At 45.0% G+C, this 25,623-nt stretch carries 24 protein-coding genes; 11 read left to right on the forward strand and 13 right to left on the reverse strand.

Annotation, left to right across the window (positions count from 1 at the left end; all coding sequences use genetic code 11):
* The first annotated feature begins 2 nt into the window (after nucleotides 1-2).
* On the forward strand, nucleotides 3-1,061 hold the full coding sequence (locus GFS24_RS00095) for a phytase (protein WP_153657537.1): 1,059 nt from the start codon (nucleotides 3-5) through the stop codon (nucleotides 1,059-1,061).
* Here the strand turns inward: GFS24_RS00095 and GFS24_RS00100 are convergent.
* Together GFS24_RS00100 and GFS24_RS00105 are read right to left on the reverse strand one after the other, a co-directional pair.
* Nucleotides 1,017-1,652, reverse strand: coding sequence for a LysE family translocator (locus tag GFS24_RS00100; RefSeq protein ID WP_153657538.1), 636 nt, complete (start codon nucleotides 1,650-1,652; stop codon nucleotides 1,017-1,019). The two genes, GFS24_RS00095 and GFS24_RS00100, sit on opposite strands and share 45 nt — an antisense overlap.
* Nucleotides 1,639-2,523: a RimK family alpha-L-glutamate ligase gene (locus GFS24_RS00105; protein ID WP_153657539.1), complete on the reverse strand. Its 885-nt coding sequence runs from the start codon at nucleotides 2,521-2,523 to the stop codon at nucleotides 1,639-1,641. The genes GFS24_RS00100 and GFS24_RS00105 overlap by 14 nt, the downstream gene beginning before the upstream one ends.
* 86 nt (nucleotides 2,524-2,609) lie before the next feature.
* On the opposite strand from GFS24_RS00105, the gene GFS24_RS00110 reads away from it, so the two are divergent.
* The gene (locus GFS24_RS00110) at nucleotides 2,610-4,070 is read left to right on the forward strand and encodes a PLP-dependent aminotransferase family protein (RefSeq protein ID WP_153657540.1); all 1,461 of its coding nucleotides are present in this window, start codon (nucleotides 2,610-2,612) and stop codon (nucleotides 4,068-4,070) included.
* A 26-nt stretch (nucleotides 4,071-4,096) separates the two neighbouring features.
* On the forward strand, nucleotides 4,097-4,936 hold the full coding sequence (locus GFS24_RS00115) for a tetratricopeptide repeat protein (RefSeq protein WP_153657541.1): 840 nt from the start codon (nucleotides 4,097-4,099) through the stop codon (nucleotides 4,934-4,936).
* Nucleotides 4,937-5,013: 77 nt separating this feature from the next.
* Here the strand turns inward: GFS24_RS00115 and GFS24_RS00120 are convergent, their stop codons facing one another.
* Nucleotides 5,014-5,433, reverse strand: coding sequence for a ribonuclease H (locus GFS24_RS00120; protein WP_153657542.1), 420 nt, complete (start codon nucleotides 5,431-5,433; stop codon nucleotides 5,014-5,016).
* Between the two features lie 77 nt (nucleotides 5,434-5,510).
* On the opposite strand from GFS24_RS00120, the gene GFS24_RS00125 reads away from it, so the two are divergent.
* On the forward strand, nucleotides 5,511-6,851 hold the full coding sequence (locus tag GFS24_RS00125) for a DEAD/DEAH box helicase (RefSeq protein WP_153657543.1): 1,341 nt from the start codon (nucleotides 5,511-5,513) through the stop codon (nucleotides 6,849-6,851).
* Here the strand turns inward: GFS24_RS00125 and GFS24_RS00130 are convergent.
* Nucleotides 6,848-7,264 (reverse strand): hypothetical protein, encoded by a 417-nt coding sequence (locus tag GFS24_RS00130; RefSeq protein ID WP_153657544.1) that lies wholly within the window; start codon nucleotides 7,262-7,264, stop codon nucleotides 6,848-6,850. The genes GFS24_RS00125 and GFS24_RS00130 overlap by 4 nt on opposite strands.
* Nucleotides 7,265-7,352: 88 nt before the next feature.
* Here GFS24_RS00130 and GFS24_RS00135 point away from each other — a divergent pair, with 88 nt between their 5' ends.
* Entirely contained in the window at nucleotides 7,353-7,712 is a 360-nt protein-coding gene (locus tag GFS24_RS00135) for a SnoaL-like domain-containing protein (protein WP_153657545.1), read from the forward strand.
* A 6-nt stretch (nucleotides 7,713-7,718) separates the two neighbouring features.
* The gene (locus GFS24_RS00140) at nucleotides 7,719-8,252 is read left to right on the forward strand and encodes a DUF1415 domain-containing protein (RefSeq protein WP_153657546.1); all 534 of its coding nucleotides are present in this window, start codon (nucleotides 7,719-7,721) and stop codon (nucleotides 8,250-8,252) included.
* A gap of 36 nt (nucleotides 8,253-8,288) precedes the next feature.
* On the opposite strand, the gene GFS24_RS00145 is transcribed toward GFS24_RS00140, so the two are convergent.
* Nucleotides 8,289-8,513 (reverse strand): CDGSH iron-sulfur domain-containing protein, encoded by a 225-nt coding sequence (locus GFS24_RS00145; protein WP_153657547.1) that lies wholly within the window; start codon nucleotides 8,511-8,513, stop codon nucleotides 8,289-8,291.
* Nucleotides 8,514-8,579: 66 nt separating this feature from the next.
* Here GFS24_RS00145 and GFS24_RS00150 point away from each other — a divergent pair, with 66 nt between their 5' ends.
* From GFS24_RS00150 to GFS24_RS00165, 4 genes are all read left to right on the forward strand, one after another.
* Nucleotides 8,580-10,382, forward strand: a complete 1,803-nt coding sequence (locus GFS24_RS00150) for a serine hydrolase (RefSeq protein ID WP_153657548.1) — start codon at nucleotides 8,580-8,582, stop codon at nucleotides 10,380-10,382.
* Between the two features lie 84 nt (nucleotides 10,383-10,466).
* Complete coding sequence (locus GFS24_RS00155; protein ID WP_153657549.1) at nucleotides 10,467-11,159, forward strand: molybdopterin-dependent oxidoreductase; 693 nt, start codon at nucleotides 10,467-10,469, stop codon at nucleotides 11,157-11,159.
* The gene (gene rpiA / locus GFS24_RS00160; protein ID WP_253906367.1) at nucleotides 11,143-11,820 is read left to right on the forward strand and encodes a ribose-5-phosphate isomerase RpiA; all 678 of its coding nucleotides are present in this window, start codon (nucleotides 11,143-11,145) and stop codon (nucleotides 11,818-11,820) included. Before GFS24_RS00155 ends, rpiA begins: the two co-directional genes overlap by 17 nt.
* A gap of 14 nt (nucleotides 11,821-11,834) precedes the next feature.
* Nucleotides 11,835-12,122: a SelT/SelW/SelH family protein gene (locus tag GFS24_RS00165; RefSeq protein ID WP_153657550.1), complete on the forward strand. Its 288-nt coding sequence runs from the start codon at nucleotides 11,835-11,837 to the stop codon at nucleotides 12,120-12,122.
* Here the strand turns inward: GFS24_RS00165 and GFS24_RS00170 are convergent.
* The gene (locus GFS24_RS00170) at nucleotides 12,095-12,910 is read right to left on the reverse strand and encodes a ThuA domain-containing protein (protein WP_153657551.1); all 816 of its coding nucleotides are present in this window, start codon (nucleotides 12,908-12,910) and stop codon (nucleotides 12,095-12,097) included. The genes GFS24_RS00165 and GFS24_RS00170 overlap by 28 nt on opposite strands.
* 55 nt (nucleotides 12,911-12,965) lie before the next feature.
* On the opposite strand from GFS24_RS00170, the gene GFS24_RS00175 reads away from it, so the two are divergent.
* Entirely contained in the window at nucleotides 12,966-13,406 is a 441-nt protein-coding gene (locus GFS24_RS00175) for a DUF2147 domain-containing protein (protein ID WP_153657552.1), read from the forward strand.
* A gap of 38 nt (nucleotides 13,407-13,444) precedes the next feature.
* On the opposite strand, the gene GFS24_RS00180 is transcribed toward GFS24_RS00175, so the two are convergent.
* The 7 genes from GFS24_RS00180 to GFS24_RS29390 all read right to left on the reverse strand — a co-directional run bounded on the left by GFS24_RS00180 (nucleotide 13,445) and on the right by GFS24_RS29390 (nucleotide 25,613).
* Complete coding sequence (locus GFS24_RS00180; RefSeq protein ID WP_173002914.1) at nucleotides 13,445-17,860, reverse strand: TonB-dependent receptor plug domain-containing protein; 4,416 nt, start codon at nucleotides 17,858-17,860, stop codon at nucleotides 13,445-13,447.
* A 4-nt stretch (nucleotides 17,861-17,864) separates the two neighbouring features.
* A complete protein-coding gene (locus GFS24_RS00185) occupies nucleotides 17,865-20,264 on the reverse strand; it encodes a hypothetical protein (RefSeq protein WP_153657554.1) in 2,400 nt (799 codons plus the stop codon).
* A gap of 63 nt (nucleotides 20,265-20,327) precedes the next feature.
* On the reverse strand, nucleotides 20,328-21,065 hold the full coding sequence (locus tag GFS24_RS00190) for a porin family protein (protein WP_173002915.1): 738 nt from the start codon (nucleotides 21,063-21,065) through the stop codon (nucleotides 20,328-20,330).
* Between the two features lie 10 nt (nucleotides 21,066-21,075).
* Nucleotides 21,076-21,804: a porin family protein gene (locus tag GFS24_RS00195; protein WP_153657556.1), complete on the reverse strand. Its 729-nt coding sequence runs from the start codon at nucleotides 21,802-21,804 to the stop codon at nucleotides 21,076-21,078.
* A gap of 45 nt (nucleotides 21,805-21,849) precedes the next feature.
* Nucleotides 21,850-23,745: an AAA domain-containing protein gene (locus tag GFS24_RS00200; RefSeq protein WP_153657557.1), complete on the reverse strand. Its 1,896-nt coding sequence runs from the start codon at nucleotides 23,743-23,745 to the stop codon at nucleotides 21,850-21,852.
* Between the two features lie 51 nt (nucleotides 23,746-23,796).
* Nucleotides 23,797-24,501, reverse strand: a complete 705-nt coding sequence (locus GFS24_RS00205) for a LytTR family DNA-binding domain-containing protein (protein ID WP_153657558.1) — start codon at nucleotides 24,499-24,501, stop codon at nucleotides 23,797-23,799.
* The gene (locus tag GFS24_RS29390) at nucleotides 24,498-25,613 is read right to left on the reverse strand and encodes a sensor histidine kinase (RefSeq protein WP_371729447.1); all 1,116 of its coding nucleotides are present in this window, start codon (nucleotides 25,611-25,613) and stop codon (nucleotides 24,498-24,500) included. The genes GFS24_RS00205 and GFS24_RS29390 overlap by 4 nt, the downstream gene beginning before the upstream one ends.
* Between the last annotated feature and the right edge of the window lie 10 nt (nucleotides 25,614-25,623).

Below are 25,623 nucleotides of genomic sequence, written 5' to 3' on the forward strand. Positions count from 1 at the left end.
GAATGTTAAAATATATTATAATCGGCGCCGTATTACTGAGCGCTTGTGATAGTCAAAAAGCACCTGTTAAAGAAAACGCCCTCAAACCTGCTGTGATAACACAGCAGGTGGGGGCTGATACAGATGATCCCGCTATCTGGATCAATCACGCAGATACACTGAAAAGCCTGATCCTGGGAACAGATAAAGCAACAGACGGAGGTCTCTATGCATTTGATCTGGAAGGTAAGATCGTGAATAAAGTAGTTGGGCTCAAACGCCCTAATAATGTGGACATTGCCTATGGTTTAAAGATCAATGGCGTACCAACAGATATTGCTGTATTAACGGAAAGAGAAACAAACAGCATCCGCATTTTCAAACTGCCGGAATTAACACCGATAGATAATGGTGGCATCGTTGTATTTGCCGGAGAAGCAGAGCAATCACCCATGGGTATTGCATTGTACACCCGTCCGTCAGACTCTGCGATCTTTGCCATCGTAGGCCGTAAAACTGGTCCGGTAGATCAGTACCTCTGGCAATATCGCCTCAGTGATAATGGTAAAGGTGCAGTACAGGCTAATGTGGTAAGGAAGTTCGGGAAGTACAGTGCTAAAAAAGAAATAGAAGCTATTGCCGTAGATAATAAACTGGGGTATGTTTATTATTCTGATGAAACAGTAGGTGTGAGAAAATACATAGCAGATCCGGATGCAAAAGCAGATACCGAATTAGTGCTTTTTGCAACGGAAGGTTTTGTATCGGATCATGAAGGCATTTCTATTTATCCCACATCAGATAGTACAGGATACATCCTGGTATCTAACCAGCAGAACAATACTTTTATGGTATACAGGCGGGAAGGAGAAGTGGGAAATCCCCATCAGCACAAACTGTTAGCAGAGGTGCCGGTATCCACTATTGAAAGTGACGGCTCTGATGTAACTGCTGTGCCGCTGGGGGATAAATTTCCTAAAGGATTGTTTGTAGCAATGAGCAATGGTAAAGTATTCCATTATTATTCATGGGAAGCGTTACTTGCCTTTATCAACAGCCATCCTTATAGCCAGGCCCGCTAGCACACTGGCCATGAACCATTTCTGGATGCGGACCCATCTGGGATTGGATGCAAACCACTGCATAGCTTTTGCCGATATCATCACAATAATGAAGTTAACGGTAAAGCTAACGGAGAGCTGGGAAAAGCCCAGTATCAGGCTTTGTGTAAATACATCGCCGTAAGCAGGGTTAATGAATTGAGGAAAGAGGGATAAGTAAAACACCGCTACTTTAGGATTGAGCATACTCGTAAAGATGCCCATCGCAAAAAGTTTCGCTGGCTTATCCGCCTTCATTTCGTGCTGTGTTTCAAAAACGCTTTTGCTGCCGGGCTTACAGGCTTCCCATGCCAGGTACAGCAGGTATAACACGCCAAGTGTCTTGAGCAAAGTGTACGCAAAGGGGATGGTCATCAGTACGGCTGTCAGTCCAAAGGAAACTAACAAAATGTGGGATAGGAAGCCGCATGCAATGCCGAGCAGGGAGGTCAAACCGGCCTTCCTGCCCTGTGTTACAGACCGGGAGATCAAATAGATCATATTAGGCCCCGGTGTGATCACCATCACAAATGCTGCCAGCAGGAACAGCAATAGTTGGTTAAATGGTATCATGTTGATAAGCTTTTAAAGCTTTGTAATAATTCTCATATCCTTCAGGATGAGAGCCCAGGAAAAGAAAAGGCTCTATCAGTTCCAGTTCCATCAGGCTCAGTTCTTCTTCAATGATCACGCCATCCACACGTGCATATAAACAGTCTTTCGCAAACTGCTGCACATAAGCCGTAGCGCTTTCAATGTGTTTTGCAGCTGGTTCTTCTGTATGCACCGTACCACCATGATATTGCTGCACCCTGAAATCCCCCGCTTTCGGTCTCTTCACAACACTATGACTGTACTTTCCATCCAGAAAAACAAAAGACCATTCCCCTTCTGTAGCAATCTCTTTGATGTAAGGTTGCACCAGGTATGCTTCTTCCTGTACCAAAGGTTCCAGGATAGTGGCATAGTTTGCTGCTTCAGATAGCGGAATGGTGAAAGTATTCTTTGCACCTGCGCTGATACAAGGTTTTACGATCAGCTGCGTGGTGGAGAAATGTTCAAACCAGGAGAGCAGGTTAAACTGCGCTCCCTTTTTTATAATAGCGGAAGGTATAACAGATAAACCGGCAGCAGTGATATCTTGCAGGTAATGTTTGTCCGTGTTCCATTTCACTACGGCGTAAGGGTTAATGAGTGGAAGTCCTGCTGCTTCGATGCTATCCAGCCATGCATGAAAAGCGCCAATGTTTTCGTGATAATCCCAGGGCGATTTTAATAATACCCGGTCGTATTCCTGCCAGTTAACAGCAGGATCATTCCAGATCACTTTGTGGAGATTAACACCTTTCTCTAACAGGAAATGAAGCAATACACTTTCTTCATCTTCCACAGTAGGTGCTACATATTTCTCCTGCGTGGTATAGCAAACGTATGCGATCTTCATGTCATTTTATTTTTGAACCTGAACAAAAGTAACAGTATATTGGCATTGCAGAAAGAGCCATTTTATACAATTTTGACAGTGCCATTATGAGCAAGACAACTCCCCGGATACCACTGCCTTTCATTAAGATACAAAAAGGGAATACAGCCCCTATGTATCTTCAATTGTATGAGCAGATCAAGGCCGCCATTTTCAGTGCCCGCCTGAAAGAAGGAGAGCGGATGCCCTCTACCCGGCACCTGGCCACAGACCTGGATATTTCCCGCAACAGTGTGTTCCAGGCTTATGAACAACTGATCCTCGAAGGATACCTGGCCGGGAAAAAAGGAGACGGTACTTATGTAAGCGCCAAACTCAATCCCATCAGCGCTTCCACCAGGAAAACAATGCCGGTGAAATACAACGATGTGGCCCTGCCGGATGAAGTATTACGCAAGGATAGCACAGTAGAACCGGTAATGCCTTTCCAAAACTCTGTACCCTCCATCCACCAGTTTCCTTTCAAAATATGGTCTGGCCTTGCCGCAGAAGTATACCGTGAAGTGCATTCCCTGCATCTGGGATATGGAGAAACACTGGGGCATTTGCCCTTAAGGGAAGCATTGGTAGATTACCTGCGCATCAACCGCTCCATTATCTGTGAGGCAGATCAGATCCTTATTGTAAATGGTTCCCGCCAGGCCCTGAACCTTGCCGCACAGGCCCTGATCCGGAAAGGGGACCTCTGCTGGATGGAAGATCCCGGATACCTGGGAGCGCGGGCTGCTATGACACGATGGGGTGGAAAAGTATGTCCCATACCCATTACAGAGAACGGACTGGATATTGCTTATGCCATGAAACATTATCCGGAAGCACGTTTCGTATATCTCACCCCTTCTCACCAATATCCTTTAGGGGCTACCATGCCATTAAGTGAACGCCTGAAATTACTGAAATGGGCAGCGCGGCATAAAATGTGGATCGTGGAAGATGACTACGACAGCGAGTTCCGCTACAACGGACGTCCGGTACCTGCATTGAAAGGATTGGACGATCATGGCAATGTGATCTATACCGGCACTTTCAGCAAAGTGCTCTTTCCCGCGCTGAGGATAGGTTACATGGTTTTACCCTCTGCTGCCATTGCACAGCAGTTCAAGATGGTGAAATCTACAATAGACAGGCAGAGCCCTGTAATAGATCAGGCCATCGTTACGCAGTTTATGTTGAAAGGTCATTTCGCACGGCACCTGAGAAAGATGCGGACGCTCTACAAAAAACAACAGGAAGAACTGGTGGCATTATTAGAAAAACATCTCAGCAAATATATCCTGGTAGCGCCTGCGGATACAGGCATGCATTTCATTGCATGGCTGAAACGCCCTTGCAACATGAAAAAGCTCATCACAGCTGCTTTGGCAGAAGGTGTGATCCTTATTCCGGTGAATGAATTTGCCATGAAGTTCAAACAGGAAGATGGCTTCATTTTTGGATTTACGGGGTATGGCGTACCGGAAATGGAAAAAGCAGTACTGGTTTTGAAGAAGCTATTAGAGCGGAATTAATTAATTTTGCACCTCAAATCAGATATATGGAAGGGAGATTTTTCACACAGGAGCAGTTCATCAAACAATTTTCCGAAGAAGTCCTTTGGGCAGCTGCGGTCTATGATCGCCTGATCAAGAGCGGTTTCCAGGAATATGCCTTGGGTGAATTCGACTTCCTTTTCGTGGCAGATCAAAGAGAAAAGCTGGAGAAATTAAGTGCTTTTCTTACCAATACATATGGATTAAAAATAGGAGAGATAGGAGAGAAGGAAGGCCTGCTGGGTTTCACAGGTATTTCCCCTATGTTCCCGATAGACCAGGATAATCTATTAGCCTGGGGCATTGATCTCTACTTCAAAGGTTTTGAATTTGATTGCAAACTGGATGGATATGGCACCTTTGCCAGCCCGGATAATAAAGAATTCCCCAACCTGGAACTAAGCCAGCTGGCCTATTACTTCGACTTGGGGATCAGTTCTTACAACAACCGTAATTACGGTGCATCCATCATTCATTTCACCTCCGCCATCAAGATCTTCCCCGAAAACCCCAACACCTGGTATTCCCGCGCCATAGCCAAAGAAGCCATTTTCCTCACCGCCAAAGCCCGCGAGGATTATGATAAAGCCATAGAACTGGCACCCACATTCAAAGAAGCTTACATCAACAGAGCCGTAAACAAAAGTGAAACAGAAGACTATACCAGCGCCATCGAAGACTTCAACAAAGCCATAGAACTAGACGCAAACAACGCCCCCGTATATTTCAACCGTGGCAACATAAAATACGCCCTCGGAGATAAAGACGGCGCCATCGAAGATTGGAAGAAAGCAAAAGGCCTCGGTGCAGACTACGCTGCAGACAGGCTGAGAGAGTTGAGTTGATTATTTTAGTTTAAAAGAAAAAACATCCAAAAAAACAAAACACAATCGCCGCTTCTGGCCGGCTAAATAAACGCAGGCTAAACCCTCTCCCTAACAAGCCCCCTCACCAGCCTATCAACCTCCACATTAAAAGGAACCCCCTCCCCATGCGCCTTCACCTTCACAAAAGTAACCTCCATCGCAGCCTCCAACGCAAGAAACTCCCGAACCAGATCAGCATTCCTGATGGCAGCACCCTTTTTCGTCATAAACCCCTTAGCCCCCAGCTTCCTCCCAACCAACCCCGTCACATACTGACTATCCGAATAAACCGTCACGCTGCCAGTACCCACAAACCGCAACGCTTTGATCACCGCCAGCAACTCCATCCGCTGATGCGTGGTATTCACCTCCTTCCCCGATAAAACAATCTTCTCCGACGAAGGAGTAAGAATAACCGCCCCCCAGGCCCCCAGCAGGTTCTGAGTGTTACAACTCCCATCCGTATATATATCCATATCCCTAAATGTAAGTATGAATTTCGCCTAACCCAAGAATAGCGCTATTTTTGCAGTTCATTTTTCTACAGGTACATATGACTTTCGAAGATCTGAATCTTAATAAACCTTTACTGGCAGCGCTGAAGGACTTGAATTTTACAACACCTACCACCATCCAGAGCAGGGTTTTCTCTGTCACCATGAGTGGCCGTGATGTATGCGGAATAGCCCAGACCGGTACCGGTAAAACATTCGCCTACCTGTTACCCTGCCTGAGAATGTGGACTTTCACGAAAGACAGGTTCCCCCAGATCCTCATCGTTGTACCTACAAGGGAACTGGTTGTACAGGTAGTAGAATCCGTTAAAAAGCTGAGCACGCACCAAAGTGTGGAAGTTGCCGGTTTCTATGGCGGAGCAAATATGAACCCCCAAATGGCCGTGGCAGAAGGGAAACTGGACGTGGTAGTAGCCACACCCGGCAGGCTGGTGGATATTGTGCTGAGTGGCGCCCTCAAACTCAAAGCCATCAAGAGATTGGTGATAGATGAAGTAGATGAAATGCTGAATCTGGGGTTCCGTGCACAGTTGAAGAATATTTTGGATCTGTTGCCGCTGAAACGCCAGAACCTCCTTTTTTCCGCTACTATTACACCGGATGTGGAAGAACTCATAAAAACGTTCTTTAACAACCCCGATTACATAGAAGCCGCGCCAGTAGGTACGCCGCTGGCAAATATTACCCAGAAGGCTTATATGGTCCCCAACTTCTACACGAAAGTGAACCTCCTGGGTTTGTTGTTAAGAGAAGAAACGGAGATGACCAAAGTACTGGTCTTCGCCTCTACGAAAAAGCTGGCGGATGAATTATACGAACCCCTCGCGCTGGAATTCCCCGAAAAAGTAGGCGTGATCCACTCCAATAAAGAACAGAACCATCGTTTCAATACCGTAAAGCAATTCCAGTCCGGCAACTATAGCCTGCTGATAGCAACAGATATCATTGCCCGCGGACTGGATATTTCAGAAGTAACCCACGTCATCAACTTCGACATGCCGGAACAACCGGAAAGTTACATCCACCGTATTGGCAGAACAGGTCGTTTTGATAAAAAAGGGATTGCCATCAGTTTCATCACCGAGAAGGACAAAGAAGTACAGGATAAGATAGAAGCATTGATGAACTATCAGATCCCTGTTGCCGAACTGCCTGAAAACCTGGAGATCTCCACTGAACTAACACCAGAGGAAGAACCAGGTTTCATCGTTCCTAATATCGTCTTAAAACAACGGAAGCGGGAAGATGTAGGTACCGCCTTCCATGATAAAGCAGCCCACAATCAAAAGAAGAATGTGAAGGTGCGCCACTCAGAGAAGATGAAGCAGAAATACGGCAAGCCTAAAACCCGCGGAGCAAAACCCAAAGGGAAAAATTAAAGAAGCCCTTTCTCCTTCAATAATTTCATTTCATCCTCATGTGATATGTACAGCACGATCTTCGGCGTTCCATCAACTACCCGTATGATATAACTGATATCGAAAGTGATCATCTCATCACCCGTTTTCTGAAAGGTCATGCCGAATTTCACTTTTACGAGATAGTGTAAAACATCCAGCTCAGTGGTATCTACGGAAACAATGTATGTACCCGTGCGACCCACTTTTTTATAATGCGTATCAATATCTGCATACTTAGCAACAAGTTCCTTGTTGTTCTCCATGGGCATAATGCCATTGGGGTCTGTGAAGATGAAATGAGCAGCATAAGCGTCGGCTATTTTTTGGGCATTGTTTTCATCGCCCCATTTCACATAGTCGTCGAAGAACTTTTTAAAATCAGCGTTTTTCATAAGATGAACATTTCGGAAATTGTTGCATAAATAATGCCGGTTTGCCCTATGTTTTAGTTAAATTACGGAACACAAAAACCTTATTGTTATGAGTATTCAGGAATTAGCCTCCAGGCTCGCAAACTACTGTCGTGAAGGGCAATTTGAGACAGCGCAGAAAGAGCTGTTTGCAGACGATATAGTAAGTATAGAAGCATTTGCCACACCGGGTTTTGAGAAGGAAACAAAAGGAATGGAAGCAAACATTGCAAAAGGACAGCTGTTCAATTCAACGGTACAGGAAGTACATAGTATTGCTGTTTCAGAGCCATTGATCACAGAAAATACCATCGCTTTTACCCTGGATATGGACCTTACCATGAAAGAAAGAGGCCGTACCAGGATGAATGAGCTGTGTGTATATACTGTAAAGGATGGAAAAATTATTGCAGAACAGTTTTTCTACTAAACGAAAATGGTAGAAATAATTGCACAAACGAAGAATTGGATCAGGGAAGTTGTGGTAGGATGTAATTTCTGTCCATTTGCAGCGAAAGAGCTGAAGCAGGATACCATTCATTACGAAGTAGTACAAACAACAGGATTAAATGCCGCAAGGCTGGCTTTCCTGGCAGAATGTGTTCGCCTGGATAATGATGAAAGCATTGCCACCACCATGCTTATTTTTCCCGATGCATTCCCCGTTTTCCTGGATTACCTGGAACTCGTGGATGCTGTGGAAAAAATGCTACGGCAAAAAGGGTATCGGGGTATTTACCAGGTAGCCAGTTTTCATCCTTTATACCAGTTTGCAGATACAGCATTAGAGGATGCCGCCAATTATACCAACAGGTCCGTTTACCCGATGTTACATATACTCAGGGAAGCGCAGATAGAGAAGGCCTTGTTGAATTTCGCGGACCCGCAAAGTATTCCGGAGCGGAACATCAACTTTGCCCGGGAAAAGGGCGCCGCATATATGAAGATGTTAAGAGATAGTTGCCTATAAACAATCAGGGCTGACCATAACGGTCAGCCCTGGTCGTTATACTTTCTTAGGCGGTAAGCTGAACGCTACTGCTTCATGTTCAAAATGACCTTTATGAGAACCGTCGCAGAAGGGTTTGTTCTGAGAACGCCCGCACCTGCAGATGGACACCACATCCCTTCCTGCTAAGTCGTATACGTTCCCGTTTTTGTCAACAATTTCAAAGTCTCCCTCAACTTTCAGGGAGCCATTATTGTTAACAGTGATTTTAGTAGTAGCCATTATAATTTGATTGTTAGCCCGCAAAAGTAGGGTAAATGCTTATATTAGCACACTAATTTATGCAGTATGAAAAAAATACTCCTGTGCCTTTGTACACTAACCATTTACACGGTTACGTTAGCCCAGCAGGATGCCCGTCTGAAGAATATTGACGCCATCGCTGAAGAAGTCCTGAAAGACTGGCATGGCGCCGGTTTTGCAGTAGCGGTTGTAGAAAGGGATAAGATCATCTATGCCAAAGGTTTCGGTTACCGGGATGTGGAAAAGAAACTACCCGTAACGCCCAATACCCAGTTCGCAATAGGATCCTGTACAAAATCCTTTACAGCCGCCCTCATAGGTTCATTAAACCAGGAAGGGTTGGTAGATATAGACAAACCGGTAAGGGAATATCTGCCCGCGTTGAAGTTCTACAACAACGAAATGAATGAACAGATCACTTTACGCGATATGATGTGCCACCGTACCGGCCTTTCCCGTTATGATCTTTCCTGGTTCATGTTCAATTCAGCTTCTAAAGACAGCCTGCTCCAGCGGATCCAGTACCATGAACCCTCAGCTCCCCTCCGTACGAGGTGGCAATACAACAACTGGATGTTCCTGGCACAGGGCGTAGTAGCAGAGAAGGTTACTGGCAAAAGCTGGGAAGATAATATTGAAGAGCGGTTCTTCCGGAAACTGGACATGAATAATTCCAATCTCACCATAGATGGTTTAAAGAAAAATCCAGAACCTGCTATTGGATACTTTGTGGAAAATGATAGTGCCATTAAGAAGATAGATTACTTTAACATCAATGCCATGGCACCTGCCGGCAGCATTAATAGTAGTGTGAACGATATGGCCAATTGGGTGATCACCTGGATCATGGGTGGGAAGTTCAAAGGCAAAGAAGTTTTGAACGCCAACTATATAAAGGAAGCCGTGAGTGCCCAAATGTCGATGGGTGGCGGAGCACCGGCACCTATGGATATGTCGGATATTCATTCTAACGCATATGGTTTTGGCTGGATGCTTACTTCCTATCGCGGGCATTACCAGGTAGAGCATGGTGGCAATATCAATGGTTTTACTGCGAGCGCCTGCTTCTATCCTACGGATAATATCGGGATCATTATCCTCAGCAATCAGAATGCTTCCATTATGCCCACCATTATGAGGAATAAGATCTCAGATAAGCTGCTGGGACTGAAAGACATTAACTGGAATAAGTACTACCTCGATAAGACCAAAAAACCTAAGATGCCCAAAGACACTGCTGCAAAAGAAGCAGAAGTAGTAAAAGGCGCAGACATTTCCCGCCCGGCAGAAGATTTTACAGGATACTACGAGAACAAAGGATACGGGAAATTTGAAATAGTAGCAAAAGGTGATTCCCTGTTTGCGCAAATACCGGATGGCAGCACCTGGTATTTAAAACATTATTGCTATGATATTTATGATCCCGCACCAATAGATAAAGAAAAAGGTGTCAGTAAAGATACATACCCCTGGCGTTTCACTTTCCGTACGGACGAGAATGGAAAGATTGCACAGGTGAGTGTACCCATGGAATCTCCTGTTAAGCCAACGGTTTTTACCAGAACAGAAAAGGGATTAGCCCTCAAAGCCGATGATCTTAAGAAGTACGAAGGGGATTATGTATTAATGGGTGTAATCAGCAAAATATACCGCAAAGGAGGGGAGCAATTGTTCCTTACCGTACCCGGCCAGCCGGAATATACCTTAATACCTTCCGGCAAAGATAAGTTCAGTATTAAAGGATTAGCAGGATTTAATCTCCAGTTCACCCTTGATGATAAACAGGAAGTTACAGAGCTTACCTTCCTTCAACCCAATGGAAAGTTCAAAGCCACTAAAAAGAAATGATTCTAAATAAACCTCCGGATATTCGGAGGTTTATTTTTTTATAATACCTGCCATAGGCTTAACTTTAAGTATAAATGCAAGCATATGGAAGATTCAGAGAAGCTCAAAAGGATCGTGGATGCCCGCATGAAACTGAAAGCGCGTTTCGAAGATAAGATCAGGAACACGCCTTCCGTGGCTGATAACAGGCCTATGGGCAAAGGAAATCCCAACCGTCACGGCATGCCCGTGATCCCTGTTGGCCAAACCCTCACCGTCAAATGGCCCGTGCTGGACCTGGGTATCCAACCAGCTATTCCCCTGGATGAATGGCGCCTGACGATAGACGGGGATGTGGAAAGCCCTGTTACATTAACCTGGGAAGATTTTCTCGCCTTACCACAAACAGAAGATACTTCGGATTTTCACTGTGTAACCACCTGGTCCAAACTGAACATGAACTGGAAAGGTGTGCGCCTGCTGGATCTGGCAGCACTGGTGCAGCCACATGAAACGGCTGCGCATATACTTTGTTACGGGTATGATGAATACACCACCAATGTATCCATGGAAGAAGCACTGAAACCGGATGTACTGCTGGTGCATACTGTGGAAGGACAGCCCTTACCCAGGGAACACGGCGGCCCCGTAAGGATGATCACCCCGCAATTATATGCCTGGAAAGGTTCTAAATGGATCAACAGGATAGAATTCCTGCAAAGGAATAAATTAGGTTTCTGGGAAGAAAGAGGGTATTCCAATACGGCCTATCCCTGGAGAAATGACCGTTACAGCTGAAAAAATGGATAAAGAAAAAGAAAAGGAAAACGCCGCACTGGCAGCAGTGGCAATGATAGAAGATCATATGGTAGTGGGTCTGGGAACAGGCTCCACAGCTTATTATGCTATTACAGCTATCGCAGAAAAGGTAAAACAGGGCCTGCAGATCAAAGCCGTTCCTACCTCTGACCAAACAGCCACACTGGCCCTCTCGCTGGGTATCCCGCTAACGGATATCAATGCCGTGGATGTAATAGACATTACGATAGATGGCGCAGATGAATTCACGAAAGAAAAATACATGATCAAAGGTGGCGGCGGCGCTTTGCTGAGAGAGAAAATTGTAGCAGCCAAAACGAAGAAGGAGATCATCATCGCAGACGCTTCCAAACTGGTAACACACCTGGGTAAATTCAAGTTGCCATTGGAAGTGATCCCTTTTGCCCGCGGGTATGTATTGGAAGAATTAAAAAAGCAACACCTGCAAGCAGAAGTGCGCGCTTTCATTACAGACGAAGGAAATAACATCATAGACGTGACTTATGGAAAGATAGAAGACCCCATAGCACTCTCTGCACAACTGAATCAAATAATAGGCGTAGTGACTCACGGTTTGTTTATTAACCTCGCTTTTAATATCTTGATGGGGGAAGGAGATCAGGTAAAGGTCTTCTCATAATAATACAATTAATCATGAAACCACATATCACTATCTCATATTGTCCTAAATGCGGCTGGCTGCTGCGCGCTGCTTATATGGCACAGGAACTCCTCACTACTTTTGAAGAAGAACTGGGCGGCGTTACGCTCAAACCTTCTGAAATAGCAGGCAGCTACCAGGTATTGCTGGGAGAGGAAGTGATCTTTGACCGTAAACGGGATGGTCATTTCCCCGAGATCAAAGAATTAAAACAAACAGTAAGGGATAAGGTAAACCCCGGTAAAAACCTCGGTCACTCAGACCGTAAAGCAGAAGCCTGACCCAGCCATAATAACCCGTCTAAGATCAGTTTATTCTGCACCGCATTATCGAAAGTGAAAGACAATTCCTTGTTCGTTTTGTTTTCATAATCGATATCATTATGGCCCATATTCACGTAGATCATTTTATAATGTTTGTTCGTCCACACCACAGGATAATACCCGCTATGCCATATCTCATATGCCTTTGGCCCTGTTCCAAGGGGAAAACTGGTGGAGTCTATCGACAATAATATCTTGATGGAAGGATTCTTGCGCAGGTCATTGGACCAGCGGTACCACTCATTGGGAGAAGCTTTAAAAGTAACCGGCAGGTTTTTAGTGGAAGGATGTTTGGCATCTTCTACCCGCAGGATAGCTGAAGTTGGTCTCCAGGTATTGCTGCCGTAGGAGCCAGAACCCAGGAACTCGTTATGGTACCAATCCCAGTTCTGCGGATACGCAGAGGGGGTGAGGGCAAAGGCTGCAAAATGAAATCCCATCCAGCCGCCGCCGTTATCCATATACTTTTTAAACGCTTCCCGCTGGGCCGGATCATCCGGCCGGGTATCCAGGAACAGCACTACCTGGTATTGCGCAAGAAAGGTGTCATTCATATTGCTCCAGTTATTGGTAGAATCATAACGGAAGCCATGTTTAACAGCCATTTCCGCAAACCAGCGGTTGGCCTCATGCACATAACTCACATGAGCACGGTCATTTTTACCGGTATAGAAACCGATCACTTTAAACTGGGCATGCACACTGGTAACATAGAAGAAACAGAGCAGATATAGGACAATTTTCATACGGGAATTTTAATGCTTTAAAAATAGTAATTTTAATGACATTAAAACCATGACTATGAAAAGAGCAACAATGCTGCTGACGGTCTTCTTATTCGCAACAATGGCAACATTTGCGCAGGCCGCCGAAGGAGATAAGATCTTAGGTATCTGGTTAAGTGAAAACAAAAATGGAAAGATCCAGATCTACAAGGTGGGTAATAAGTATTTCGGGAAACTGATCTGGGGTAAAACAATGTACGAAGCAGATGGTGTTACCTCTAAGAAAGATACCAAGAACAGTGACGAATCCATGCGGAACAGGAACCTCAAAGACATGGTGATCCTCACGAACATGGAATACGATGACGGAGAATGGACAGACGGCAAAGTATATGATCCCGAAAAAGGGAAAACATATAGCTGCACCATGAAACTAAATGGCAATGAACTCAACCTGCGGGGATATGTAGGCTTCTCCTTATTGGGCCGCACCTCTGTATGGACGAGGGTACAATAATAAAAAAGGGGCGCTCATAACAGAGCGCCCCTTTTTTATTAAGGAAGGATATTCACATCCAACCCTTCATTCCAATGTTTATGCTCCGGCGTGTAATAGAGACACGTATTACTCGCCTTCCCTTTATAAACCCCAGGTATCTCCGCCTTCAGATCCAGGCTGATCTTTTTAACCTCATGAGAAGCAAATCCCATCCAGTAGAGTACAAGGTAATTGTCGAAGATCTCATAGTAAGCCACTTCTTTCTTTTCCATGATCTCTTTCAACTGCCAGGGCTGTGCAGATAGCCCGGCAGGGATACCGATCTTAACAATAGCCATAGGCTGCAGGATAGTTTTATCGTTGGTTACCTGTACATCCAGCCTTACTGTTTCTCCCACTTTAGTACGTGTTTCTTTTAACCGGGTCACCAGTTTCAGATCTGCTTTTTCACTGTTCGGTGGCGTGAAAGTGAAATAGGATACTTCCATGTTATAAGGCACCGTTCCTTTCCCACTGGCAAAATGCGCCGCGAAGATGTTTTTCCCTTCCCTGAAAGCATGTTTGGTACCCGGCTTGATCGTCTCTCCATTCAGATTAAAATCGAGTTTGTAGTCATCAGATCTGTGCCCTGCCAGTTTTGAATATTCAACGATGGCTTCCAATGCCAGTACAGTGGCTTGCGTGGAACCATAACCATAATAGGATTTCTTGCCCAGTATCTTTGATATGATCACGGCAATCTCTCCAACATTAGGAGATGGATCACGTGTTAATGCCAGCGCGTAAAGAGAAAGCGTTTCTACTGCCAATGATTCATCGCGGGAATTCACCACACTCGTTTCCGATTTCTCTATATTGATCGTCTGCAATAAACCCATCAGTTTCCTGTAATCAGCATCCTTTTTCATGTTACTTGCAGCAATGGCCATCATGGCCAGCTGGTAAGCATCATTATTCTTGATAGCACTGTTCAGCGCATTTTCATATTCCGGTTCAATTTCACTTGTGATGCCAGCCTGCGTTAAAGCATATACAACATAAACGTTGGCAATCTTGGCAGGCACAGATGCAAAAGCATCATAACCACCTTTGGACATTGTGAACGTACCTTTGCCATCCCTGCGTTTCAACAGGAAGTCCTTCGTGCGTTTCAGCATTTCCTTATCTACATTCAGGAACTCCTGCATGGCGGTGAATTCAAGCAGTCCATAAGCCGTAAGGGCCACATGCGGCGGCGTTTTGCCAAACCATTCAAAACCCTGTTCAGCTGTTTCATAACCTATCAGTCTTTTGTAACCCGCTTCAATGTAATCCATGGCCTTCCGCTCAATTCGCTGATCAGACTTACCAGCTTCCCGCAGGTATTTAAGGATGAAAATATTAGGATAGGTAGTAGAAGATGTTTGCTCAAAACAGCCGCTGGGTTCCCGCAGCATAGACTCAATGCCATCCAGCAGCTGACCTTCCAGGCTGGTGTACAGCCGCAGGTTTGTTTTTAAACTGCCGGGGATCATTTTACTGATGTTAACCGTGTGTTGGGCAGATCTGTTTCCGGAGAATGTTTCTATCACCGGGAAACCTTTTTCACTGGCAACTATCGGTAATGAAAGCGTTTCTGTATTTACTTTAAAACGGATAGTGCCTTCAAGTGAAGACAACGCCTCTACAGGGATCAATACTTCTTTCGCCTGCCCTGCATTTAATTGAAAGCTGGGGTCAAAACTTCCGCTTTTCATATGCTCGGGAAGGTTCAAACCAATATTGATGGAGGTGGCCACATCTCTGTTATTCTTGATCACCAGGGGAATGAGGGCTTTGTCACCTACCGTTAAATAAGGGGGGATCTTCGCATCCACACTGATCGCATTTTGTGCCGCAAAAGTATGTTCCGCTCTGCCCACCTTGCCATTATATCCTATCCCTTCAGCAATAGCCCTGAATGTGGTGGTGGCGTCTGAGTTATAGAATTCCAGTGTGGCTTCTCCTTTTGCATCAGTTTGCACAACCGGGTTCCAGTAAATGGTTTCCCGGAAATCGTTCCTTTCTTTGGTAGTGGTGGTTTGATATTTAGGTGCATAGAACCTTTTAGCCACTGCATATACCGGGTTGCCGGATACGATCTCTTTAATAGCATAGCGATATTGATACCTGATATCAACACTGAGTTTCTTTTGGGTGAACTTTTTAGATTCTATGATGATCACACCATTGGCAGCCCGGCAACCATAAATAGCAGCCGCAGATGCATTTTTTAGTATCGTGATATTTTCGATGTCATTAGGGTTGATGGTCCTGATATCTACTTTGTCCATCACCACGCCATTCACTACCCATAACGGTTCATTAGATCCGGTGAGGGAAGCGGCGCCTCTTATTATCACATTGTTTCCTGCCCCGGGATTAGCATTCTGCATTACCTGCACACCAGCCACTTTGCCCGCCAGTGCTTCTCTGAGATCTGCATTCATAGCCAGGTCTTCCTTTTTTACCGTTTGTACGGCCCCTACTACCATCTGTTTCTTCTGTGCACCAAACCCTACTACTACCACCTCATTCAATTCTTGTTCGTCTTTAGGCCAAAGTTCAACTGCGGGTATTGCAGCTGCATTGGGTTGCAGTACCAGCGGTTTAGGGCCACCACCAAAACGCATAAGTGGCTTGGGCGTGAAACCAATGCCATTCTGATTCACCAGCACGCTGAGTTTTTCATTCCGTAAAAGCGATTTTGCAATAAGGATATACCTGTTATTAGGTGTCACGTCTGTAAAAAAGAATTGTCCCTCGTTAGTGGTAATCATTTCCAGGGCTTTATTATCTCCCTGGGTATGCACGAGGTAAACAGTCGCTTTTGCGGGTTCGTTTTTGTCGTTCAATACCACACCGCTGATGATATTCTCCTGGTCAGGAGAGAACAGTAATTTATTATCGAGATAATCAAAATAGCGGTATCCATGGGTGAGCATGACAAGGTCCAGTGTGCCCGCTGCCTTTGGTTCTTCCTTTTTAAAATAGAAAGCAGGCTCTTCTATCTTTCCTTTCAGTTCGGAACTCATCATCAGCCAGGAAATGATATGGTCCTGTTTATCATCCGCAAAGGACCAGAGTTTATCATCTATCACCGCCAGCGAAAAATTAGACGGAATAGGTTTCCCGTTTTCATCCAGCGTTTTCAGGCGCAGGGTCACTTTTTCCCTTGGCAGGTATTTATCCTTGTCTGTGGTGATCTTAACATCCAGCAGTTTCTGCGTATTGAGGAAAATGATCCTTTCTGCCAGCGGTACATCATACTGGTTGTATACAGAGAAACGGGCAATGCCTGCCGGAAACAACCCTGCTTCGAAAACAATATCCTGTTCCCCTTTTTTAAGGGATAACGTTTTGGAAAGATAATTAACCCCTTTCACCTGCCCCACAAGTTTCACTTCCATGGGTTGTGTGGCGGCCAGGCGGATCTTATGATCAGTAATATTCATCACCACGCCCTGTTTCAAAGCAACCGGTAATTTGAATACCTCTGTAATATTAGCCGGTGAACTGATCTTAACAGTGTACACCTCATCCGCAGCCGACGTAAAGTTGAATTTCCCCATCCCAAAATGATAACTCTCAAAAGAAGCTATTTTGCGGCCTTTGCCGTCCATTACATCTCCTTTTACATCAACTGGTTTTCCGTTATCATTAATGGCCTTAAAAGCGATGTTAGTGGGGATACCATTGATCAGTGTGCCCCCTTCCGGCATGAACTGAAGATCTATTTTATTCAGGACGATAGGGATACTTCTGGAAATGGCTTCCACATAACCGTCATGCTGCAATGTGATATTCAATAATCCATCAGTGGAAGAAAGCGCTTGAGGTAACTGGAACCTGATCTGTGCTTTCCCTTCCTGGCTGGTAGAAAAGTTGCTGGTTTGGATCACGATGCCGGAAACAGATACCGTATATTTTGCTGCTTTATTCCGCACCGGCTGGTCATCCAGGCTACGCACAGAAAAATCAGCGATCACTTCATCTCCGCCACCATATCCCTTTTTAGGGAATTCCAGTTTCATCAGCAGGCGGGGTGCTATTACCTTTTGCAAAGTGATCTCTTTCGTGAACCAGGTGTTTTCACTTTCATTCCGCATCCAGGAAGTATACGCTTTGATCTTGTAAACACCACCAACAGCTTGTTCGGAAAAATCAAAAGATCCTTCCACATAACCATTTTCCACGCGGTAATTATATTTCGCTAACTGTGTGCCGGAAGGTGTGATCACTTCCACATAAGCCAGGCTGCTCACTTTGGAAGGAGTCTGATCGTGTGCGTCCACCAGGTACAGTTTGAAATAAACCGTTTCGCCCGGTTTGTAGAACACATGATCTGTTTGAACATAGACCTTTTCCTTGGCAGTAGCATAACTCAGCTGCTGTGCAAAACAGTTATCCGCAAAAGCCACCATGAACAATATTAGGCAGGAGAGATATTTCATGTGATTAGAATTGAAGTGAAACATTGAGCCCGTACGTTTTGGTAGCGGGAAGATTGAAGAAATCCAGCCCGGTAGTATTGGACTGATCATATAACACCTGGTTTGGGTCCACCCCTTTATAAGCCGTCCACAGCAGGAGATTACTCACGTAAGTGGACACGGTTAGTTTCTGCGGGAATTTCATATTTGAAAAGACCAGCTGCCAGGAAAGTTGCAGGTTATTGATCCGCAGGTGATCTGCTTTTTGTATGTACGCTTCTGCCACACCACTTTCACCATATCTTACCCAACGGTTTTGTTCCACTGGTTGGGCCGGATCGTAAAAGTCAACCGGTGTGGTGTTAACATGCCCATCTGCCGTTACACCGGGAAATACATACCCTTTCGTATTTCTCTCTATACCGGAAACAGCGGATCTGCCATAATAGTCCAATGCAGCCTGTGTACCATTCCATACATCGCCGCCTTTTTTCCATTCCCAGTCAATGCCCAGGGTGAGTGTTTTCCAACGCAGCGTATTATTCATCTTCACTACAAAATCAGGTATAGGGTTGCCGATCACGGATAACTCATCATTCACCAGCGGAAATCCATCCGGCCCAACAATGAGCTGATGGTTGGCATCCCGCTGGTAAGTGTTTCCAACAATGGCGCCCAGTACTTCTCCATTTACAACAGCTTTGTGCACATTGCTGAAACCAGCCACCGGTGTATAGTTGTAGCCATCTGTTACTTGTGTTACTTTATCGTTATAAGCAGAGAAGGAGAGTTGGTGTGTGGTAGAGAAGAGCCTGTTCAACAAATAAGTTTCAAACAGTTGCAGGGAGAGATCAATGCCTCTTTTGCGATGGTCTGCTATATTTTTCAGTTGCCAGGTGTTTTGTTCATAAACAGGGAACAGATCATCCTGTACATCTCTGATAAATACCTCACCGCCCAAAGCCAGTTTATTCCGGTAAGTCACTCTCAGGCTACCTGTCCATTCCCTGTGGGAAACAGGCTGCAGTCCATCGTATCCGCTTATTTCCATTGTAGGGAAATACTGCATGGCCTGTGCAGAATTGTAACGCAATAGGTTGGCATAGGAGAGTGATTCTGAAATAGGCAGTTCACTATAGTACTGATTGTAGGCAACGTTAGCCATGATGCGGAATCGCTGTGGTATGCCGTTCAACCGTGTATGCAGGTTGATAGAAGGGGAGAAGTATTTATTACTGCTAAGCGTATTGGAAAAGTAGAAACGGTTACCCGCATCCAGCCCAACTTCTACCCCGTTATCGTAATACCTGCTGGCAAAGTTAAGTGTGGCCTGCTGTGCTGTACGCTGATAGTGGTATGCATTGATACGAGTGTTGGAAGCCTGTAAAGTATAGTTGGCCCTGATCTCTGATTTGATATTGCTGCAGCAATCTTCTATACGATAGATGCCGTTGGCAAGCAGGTAGTAATCAGCATCTTTTTTATCCCTTTGGAATGAAATGCCGGCAGGAAAATACGCAGTACCTGGCTTATAGCCTTCCAGGCTGTTCTCCGCCGTTTTTTCGTAAGACTGGGTGAGTTTGTATTCATACTTATGATGCCATCTGCTGATGATCAGGCTGGTGTTGTGTTTCTGCTGAAAGTAACGATTACCGCTGTTTTGCAGTAAGAAGTCAGGATTATCCGACAGCGGACTATAACTGGTGTAGGGATCACTAAAACTCACAGGTGTTAACAGGGAGTTCTGATATACCCTGTTTAAAAAGCCATTCCGGTTGGAATTGGTAAAGCGGTTATCCAGGTAACTATAACTGCCGGATATCTTATGCCTGGGCGTAAAGATACTCAGTGTAAGACCGAGGTTCCTGGCACTGTTCTCATTTTCCCGGATGAAGGTCTGCTCTTTGGATTGTCCGAGTTTCAGGTCTAAGTTCGATATCAATGTTCTGTTCCGGAAAAGATCAGTCTGCAGATTAAATGCCTGTGAGAAGAGAGAAGCAGTTCTGAAAATGGGATGATGATAAGCCGTAGCACCGGGTTGAAGGGCAGGCCCGTAACTGAATACATCATTGTGCTGGTGCAGGAGTTGACCATATTGGTCCTGCAGGGCAGGGAGCCGGTTAATGGTCTTCAGTTCTACCGTGGTATTAATACTACCGGCAAAGGCTAAACGGTAAATATGTTGTGGGCTGAATTGCAGTTTACCATCTACCAACCTCACCGCTTTGATCACCATGCCCGGTTGATATCCTTCCGCTACCAAAGTGCTTTTACGCACACTATAGCTGGAATCATCGAGCTTAACCCTTGGAGAGATCAGTCGGAGGTAATCGTTGGAAACTACCGGCTCAACAGGTTCATTGGACTGTGCGTTTAGCAGGAAAGGTATAAGAACAAAAAGAAACGTGATAGAGATCCTGGTCATATGCTATCATTTGGGGAAAGGATGCATAGATTTTCAGGAATCCATAAACGGGAGAAAAAGAATTTATAGTTTGAATAAATACCCGGCGCTCAGGCCAAAGTATCTGTTTCTTCGTTTTTCAGGGGAATAAGTATAAACATCCGCCAGCCCCAGGCTATAATTAACATTGAATAACAAGCCGTTCTTACATTCATATCCAGCTATGAAATTGAGCCCTGCATCATAGGGCTTATAATAAAAGGGTGCATATTGCGGACTGGGAATTAGGGCCGGCTGCTTGTTTGTAATTTCTATCTTACCCTGATCGCGGTATTCAGTGATAATGAGCGTAGCCGCATTCTCATCTCTTGAAGATCTATGGGTAGAATATTTGCCAGACAATGCTTTTGCAAAATACGGGCCTGCCCCTACTGCCAGTTTGCCCCTGCCCAGGGATTTCTTATACAGGAGGTTCAGCGGTAGTTCAAGATAGGTGAGGTTAGTTTTGTCATTAGTGATATGATAAAATCCATTAGCGCCGACCCGGTATTCCTTCTCATCTCCTTTTCTGCTCAGTAGTAACCGGGGCTGCAAATAAAAGCCCTTTACCAGGTGGATATCTGCTATCAGGCCTGCGTGCCACTTTGGGTCAAACAGACTTTTCTCTGAAGGAGTGGATGCAGGACCACCAATATCCCCGAATTGTTCCCGGTCAGAGATCCTTAAAGCAGTACTACTATAACCACCAACAACCCCAACAGAGATCTGCGCACAAACGGGCAGGGTACAAACAATAAGAAGAGAAAGAAATATTATTCTCATAAACATGGATTTACTTACGCCATAACCGGAACATATAACCCGCACTCACACCAATGTAGGCATTCTTCCTTTGCTCCGGACCTTTGGGGTATACATTGGTCAGCCCCAGACTATAATTGATATTGAATAATAATCCTTTCTTAAATTCATATCCGGCAATGAAATTGATCCCGGCATCAGAATTTTTGTAATACTTTCCCTGGGCAGTACTCACTACAAAGTCATCAAACTGGATGTTGAGGTCATTTTTAAAACCGCCAACGGGCTGATGATTAGGGTCTGTGATCGTACCCTCATCCTTGTATGTGCCAGACAACGGAAAAGCAAAATAAGGCCCGGCGCCCACAGCCAGTTTACCTGGCCCCAGCCGGAACTTGTATACAATGTTCAATGGTATTTCCAGGTAGATCAGTCTTGTTTTATAAGTGCCATCCACCCAATGCTGGTATGACCGTTCTTCTTCCTCTTTTACACCTTTGGAGCTGATCAATACCTGGGGCTGTATATAAAGACCTTTAAACAGGCGAAGATCTGCCATCACACCACCATGCCATTGCGGAGTATATTTGGTTTTCGCAAAAGTGGATGGATTAGGACTGGCAAAATCCTGAGCGGCGAAAGTGCGGTCGGAAATACGTTGGGTAGCATGGCTGTAACCACCGGTAACACCTATAGAAAGCTGTGCACAAACAGGCAGGGCAGCAATGGTAATAAGGACGGAAAGTAATGTTGTCTTCATAGCTTGAGGGATGGGTTATAAAATAACGGAAATAACGGCAAATTATTACATGTCAGCAAATTCCCAGGCACTTTGATAAGCATCCCGTTGTTCTGCATACGTGATGAAATCTGCGTAAAATGGTAATTGTGAAAGTGTTGCACTATCCCCGATCACCACCAGTTTTTTACGGGCCCTCGTCATGGCCACATTCATGCGCCTGATGTCAGAGAGGAATCCGATATTATTTTCTGAATTACTTCTTGTCATGCTGATATACACAATATCCCTTTCCTGCCCCTGGAAACTATCTATCGTATTCACGGAGATCCTGTTCCCATAACTTTGCAGCACAGGCGAATGCAGTAACTGTTCCTTCAATACCTGTATCTGTTGCTTGTAAGGAGAAATGATCGCAATATTAGGCAGTTCATGATCCCCATACCGGCTGCGTAATTCCGTTACCAGCAAAGTGAGGTGTTTGTATAAAAAGGCTGCTTCATCAGGATTGGTAGTGCTGGTGCCTTCGGACTTTTCATCAAATCCGCAGCCAGCTGTATCCACAAAGGCCAGCGGTTTATCATCAGAGAATAACAGGTGTTGTGCTACAGAACCATGTGCCCTTAGTTTATCCTGGTAAAAGATAGAAGAAGAATAACCCATGATCATCTCATTCATGCGGTATTGTTCTTCCAGTAACACCACTGCCTCAGGATGTAAGGCCACACACTTTTCCAGCAAGGTAGTGCTCAATCCGTTCTTCGCCGCTTCATTGGATTTAACAGTAGGGGATAACTGGCAATGATCTCCTGCCAGCACCACTTTCTGTGCTTTAAGGATGGGTATCCAGCAGGCTGGTTCCAATGCTTGTCCCGCTTCATCGATCACCACCGTATGATAAGTAAGGTTCCGCACGGTATAGTGATTCGCACCAACCAATGTTGCCGTGATCACCTGCGCTTTAGCTAAGAGGTCATCAATAATATATTGTTCTGTTTTATCTACCTGCTTCATAATATTGCGGGCTTCGTCAAAGAGTGCTTTCCGCTGATCGCGTTCCGCCTTGCCGAAATTCCGCTTGTACTTATGCGCCATATTCCTGAACTCGTTCGCCTGCTTTTTCAGTTTCCCGATCTCCTTCATGCTGCTATGTTCAGATACACGGCTATCCAGCGTGAGGGACATCAGGTGTTCTGAAACACGTGCCGGATTTCCTACCCGCAATACATTCAATCCTTCGTCCGATAACTTTTCACTGAGCAGATCTACTGCTGTATTACTGGGCGCTACTACCAGGATCTGTTTATGATCCTGTTTGATCAATGCCTTGATTGCTTGTACCAGCGTAGTGGTTTTTCCCGTTCCGGGAGGGCCATGTACAATAGCCAGATCATTGGCGGCAACAATCTTATCTACTGCCGCCTGCTGGGAAGCATTTAATTTTGAAACAGGGTAAGAAGGAATGCCGGTATGGAAACCAGGTTTCTTTTCACCCGTAAGTACCTGGATAAGCGGTTTTTCACTTTGTGCGGCGGCTTGTTTCAGGGCATTCTGCATTTCATCATAACTGGTATCATCAAAAAGCAGGTCGATGCCCAGTTTGCCATTGCGGGACCATTCCGGCAATTCATCTGTACGCAAAGTGATCTTGAGGCGGTTACCGCTCTGGAAGGAAATAGTGCCTTCCACGAAGTCCTGTTTCCTGTCGTGATTAGAGAATAACACAGCAGATACACCAAAACGCAGCTGATGTACCACATCCTGGTGAGTGGTACGTTCCACCTCCACCGTCAGGTAATCTCCGCGGCTCATTTCAGTATCCGTAATGGCAATGGGGTACCAGGTTAATCCGTTGGCTCTGCGTTCGGACACAGACAAGGTTTCGCTTAATTTCTGATAAGATAACTGATCAACTTCCCGCTCCGTTTTCAACAGGTCCAGCAGCTTTGAAAAATAATGCATGGCGCAAAGGTACTATATTGTACATTATGGGCATAACCAACTGATAATGAGTTATTTCTTCCAGAGTTTATTATTCACCACCCGCTCAATTACCTGGTCCCGGTAATTCCTGCTGATGGGCACCCGGAAGGCTCCTATGATGATCTCATTGTTCTCAATAGCCTCTATTTTGGCAATAGCAACAATGTAGGATTTATGCACCCGGATAAAGGATTGCCCATCCAGGTTTTCTTCCACATTCCTTAGATAGAGTAAAGTAACGTGTTTGCCTTTGGTGGTATAAATGGTCACATAATTCTGCATGGCCTCTATGTAAAGGATCTCGGAAAAATAGATCCTTTCATATTTGTAATCACATTTGATGAAGAAATGATCAGCAACATCCGTTCTCGTAACCAGCTGGTGATAATCCCGGGCTTTACTAACCGCTTTGAAAAAACGGTTAAAGGTGATAGGCTTTACGAGATAATCCAGTACATCCAGTTGGAAACCCTCCAGTGCAAAACTGGGATAGGCGGTTGTAATGATCACCATGGGCGGATGCGGGGTCATTTTAAGGAACTCGATACCATTTATCACAGGCATTTGAATATCCAGGAAGATGAGGTCCACCGTTTTTTCATTCAATAACTTTGTTAGCTCCAGCGGGTTATTTCCGGTTCCGGTGAGTTGCAGAAAATCCACTTCCTTTACATAGTTAACAATGCATTCCCTGGCTAAAGGTTCATCGTCTATGGCTACACAGCTGAGGGTCATGATACTTTTTTTAAGGTTTCAGGAAAAAGGTCCAGCTGTAACAGGATCCTGAATTGATCCGTTTCTTTTTGGATGGTCAGCTGATGACTGGCAGGATAGATGAGGTCTAGCCTCCGCTGTACGTTTTTTAATCCAATGCCACTATAGGGAAGCACTTCAGCAGAGCGGCGCTGAGAGGAGATGCTGTTGGAAATATCAAAATGCAATTGGTGTTTATCAAAGCGCAGGTGCATCCTGATCCAGTTGGGTTGATCCGGCTGCTGGGATACATGTTTAAAAGCGTTTTCAATAAAGGGCATTAATATAAATGGGGCAATGGTAAAGTTGCCGGCCTGCAAATGCAGTTCTTCCATTTCTATGCTGAGTTCTACATTCTGTTCCTGCCGCAGTCTTTCCAGTTCAATAAAATTTTCCAGGTAAATGAGTTCATGACTGAGCGGGATCTGCTGCTCATTACATTCATATAACTGGTAACGCAGCAGTTCAGAGAATTTGGCCAGTGATTCAGAGGCCATGTCCGGATTTTTATGAATGAGTACAAAAATAGAGTTGATGGTATTAAAAAGGAAATGAGGATTAAACTGCGACTTCAGGAATTTCAATTCTGTTTCAAGTTTTTCCTTCTCCAGCAGCCGTTCCCTTTGTTTCGTTTCGATCCAGTTCTTGGCCAGTTTAACACTCATGGCCAGCGTCATACTGGCAGCGGAAGAAGAAAGCGTATTGAGCTGAAAGAAATAAAAGTAATTACCCGGCTGCACACCATACAGGTCCGCAAGGGATCTCCCGGAGATCCAGGCACTCACATAATACCCCGGTACAATAAGAGCTGCTACGCTGATAATGGTGATGATCAGCAGGCTCACGTATTGCACATACCGCCCCTTTTCCAGAAAACGGGGAATAAGGAAATAAAGATTGAAATAAACACCCACTGCCTGGAACACCACGTAGAATAAAAACTTGATGGAGTAGGGGGTATATAAGATGTTGTTGGCAACAGCGGACACGCTGCCGATCATCAGCGTCCACCACATGCAATGGTATATGAACCAAAGGGGAAGATGATAGAGCTTGTACTTAAAGAACCAGTGATATTTGGAGGATGCAGCCACTCTTTTAAAA

Source organism: Chitinophaga sp. SYP-B3965 (assembly GCF_009647655.1).
GTDB lineage: Bacteria > Bacteroidota > Bacteroidia > Chitinophagales > Chitinophagaceae > Chitinophaga.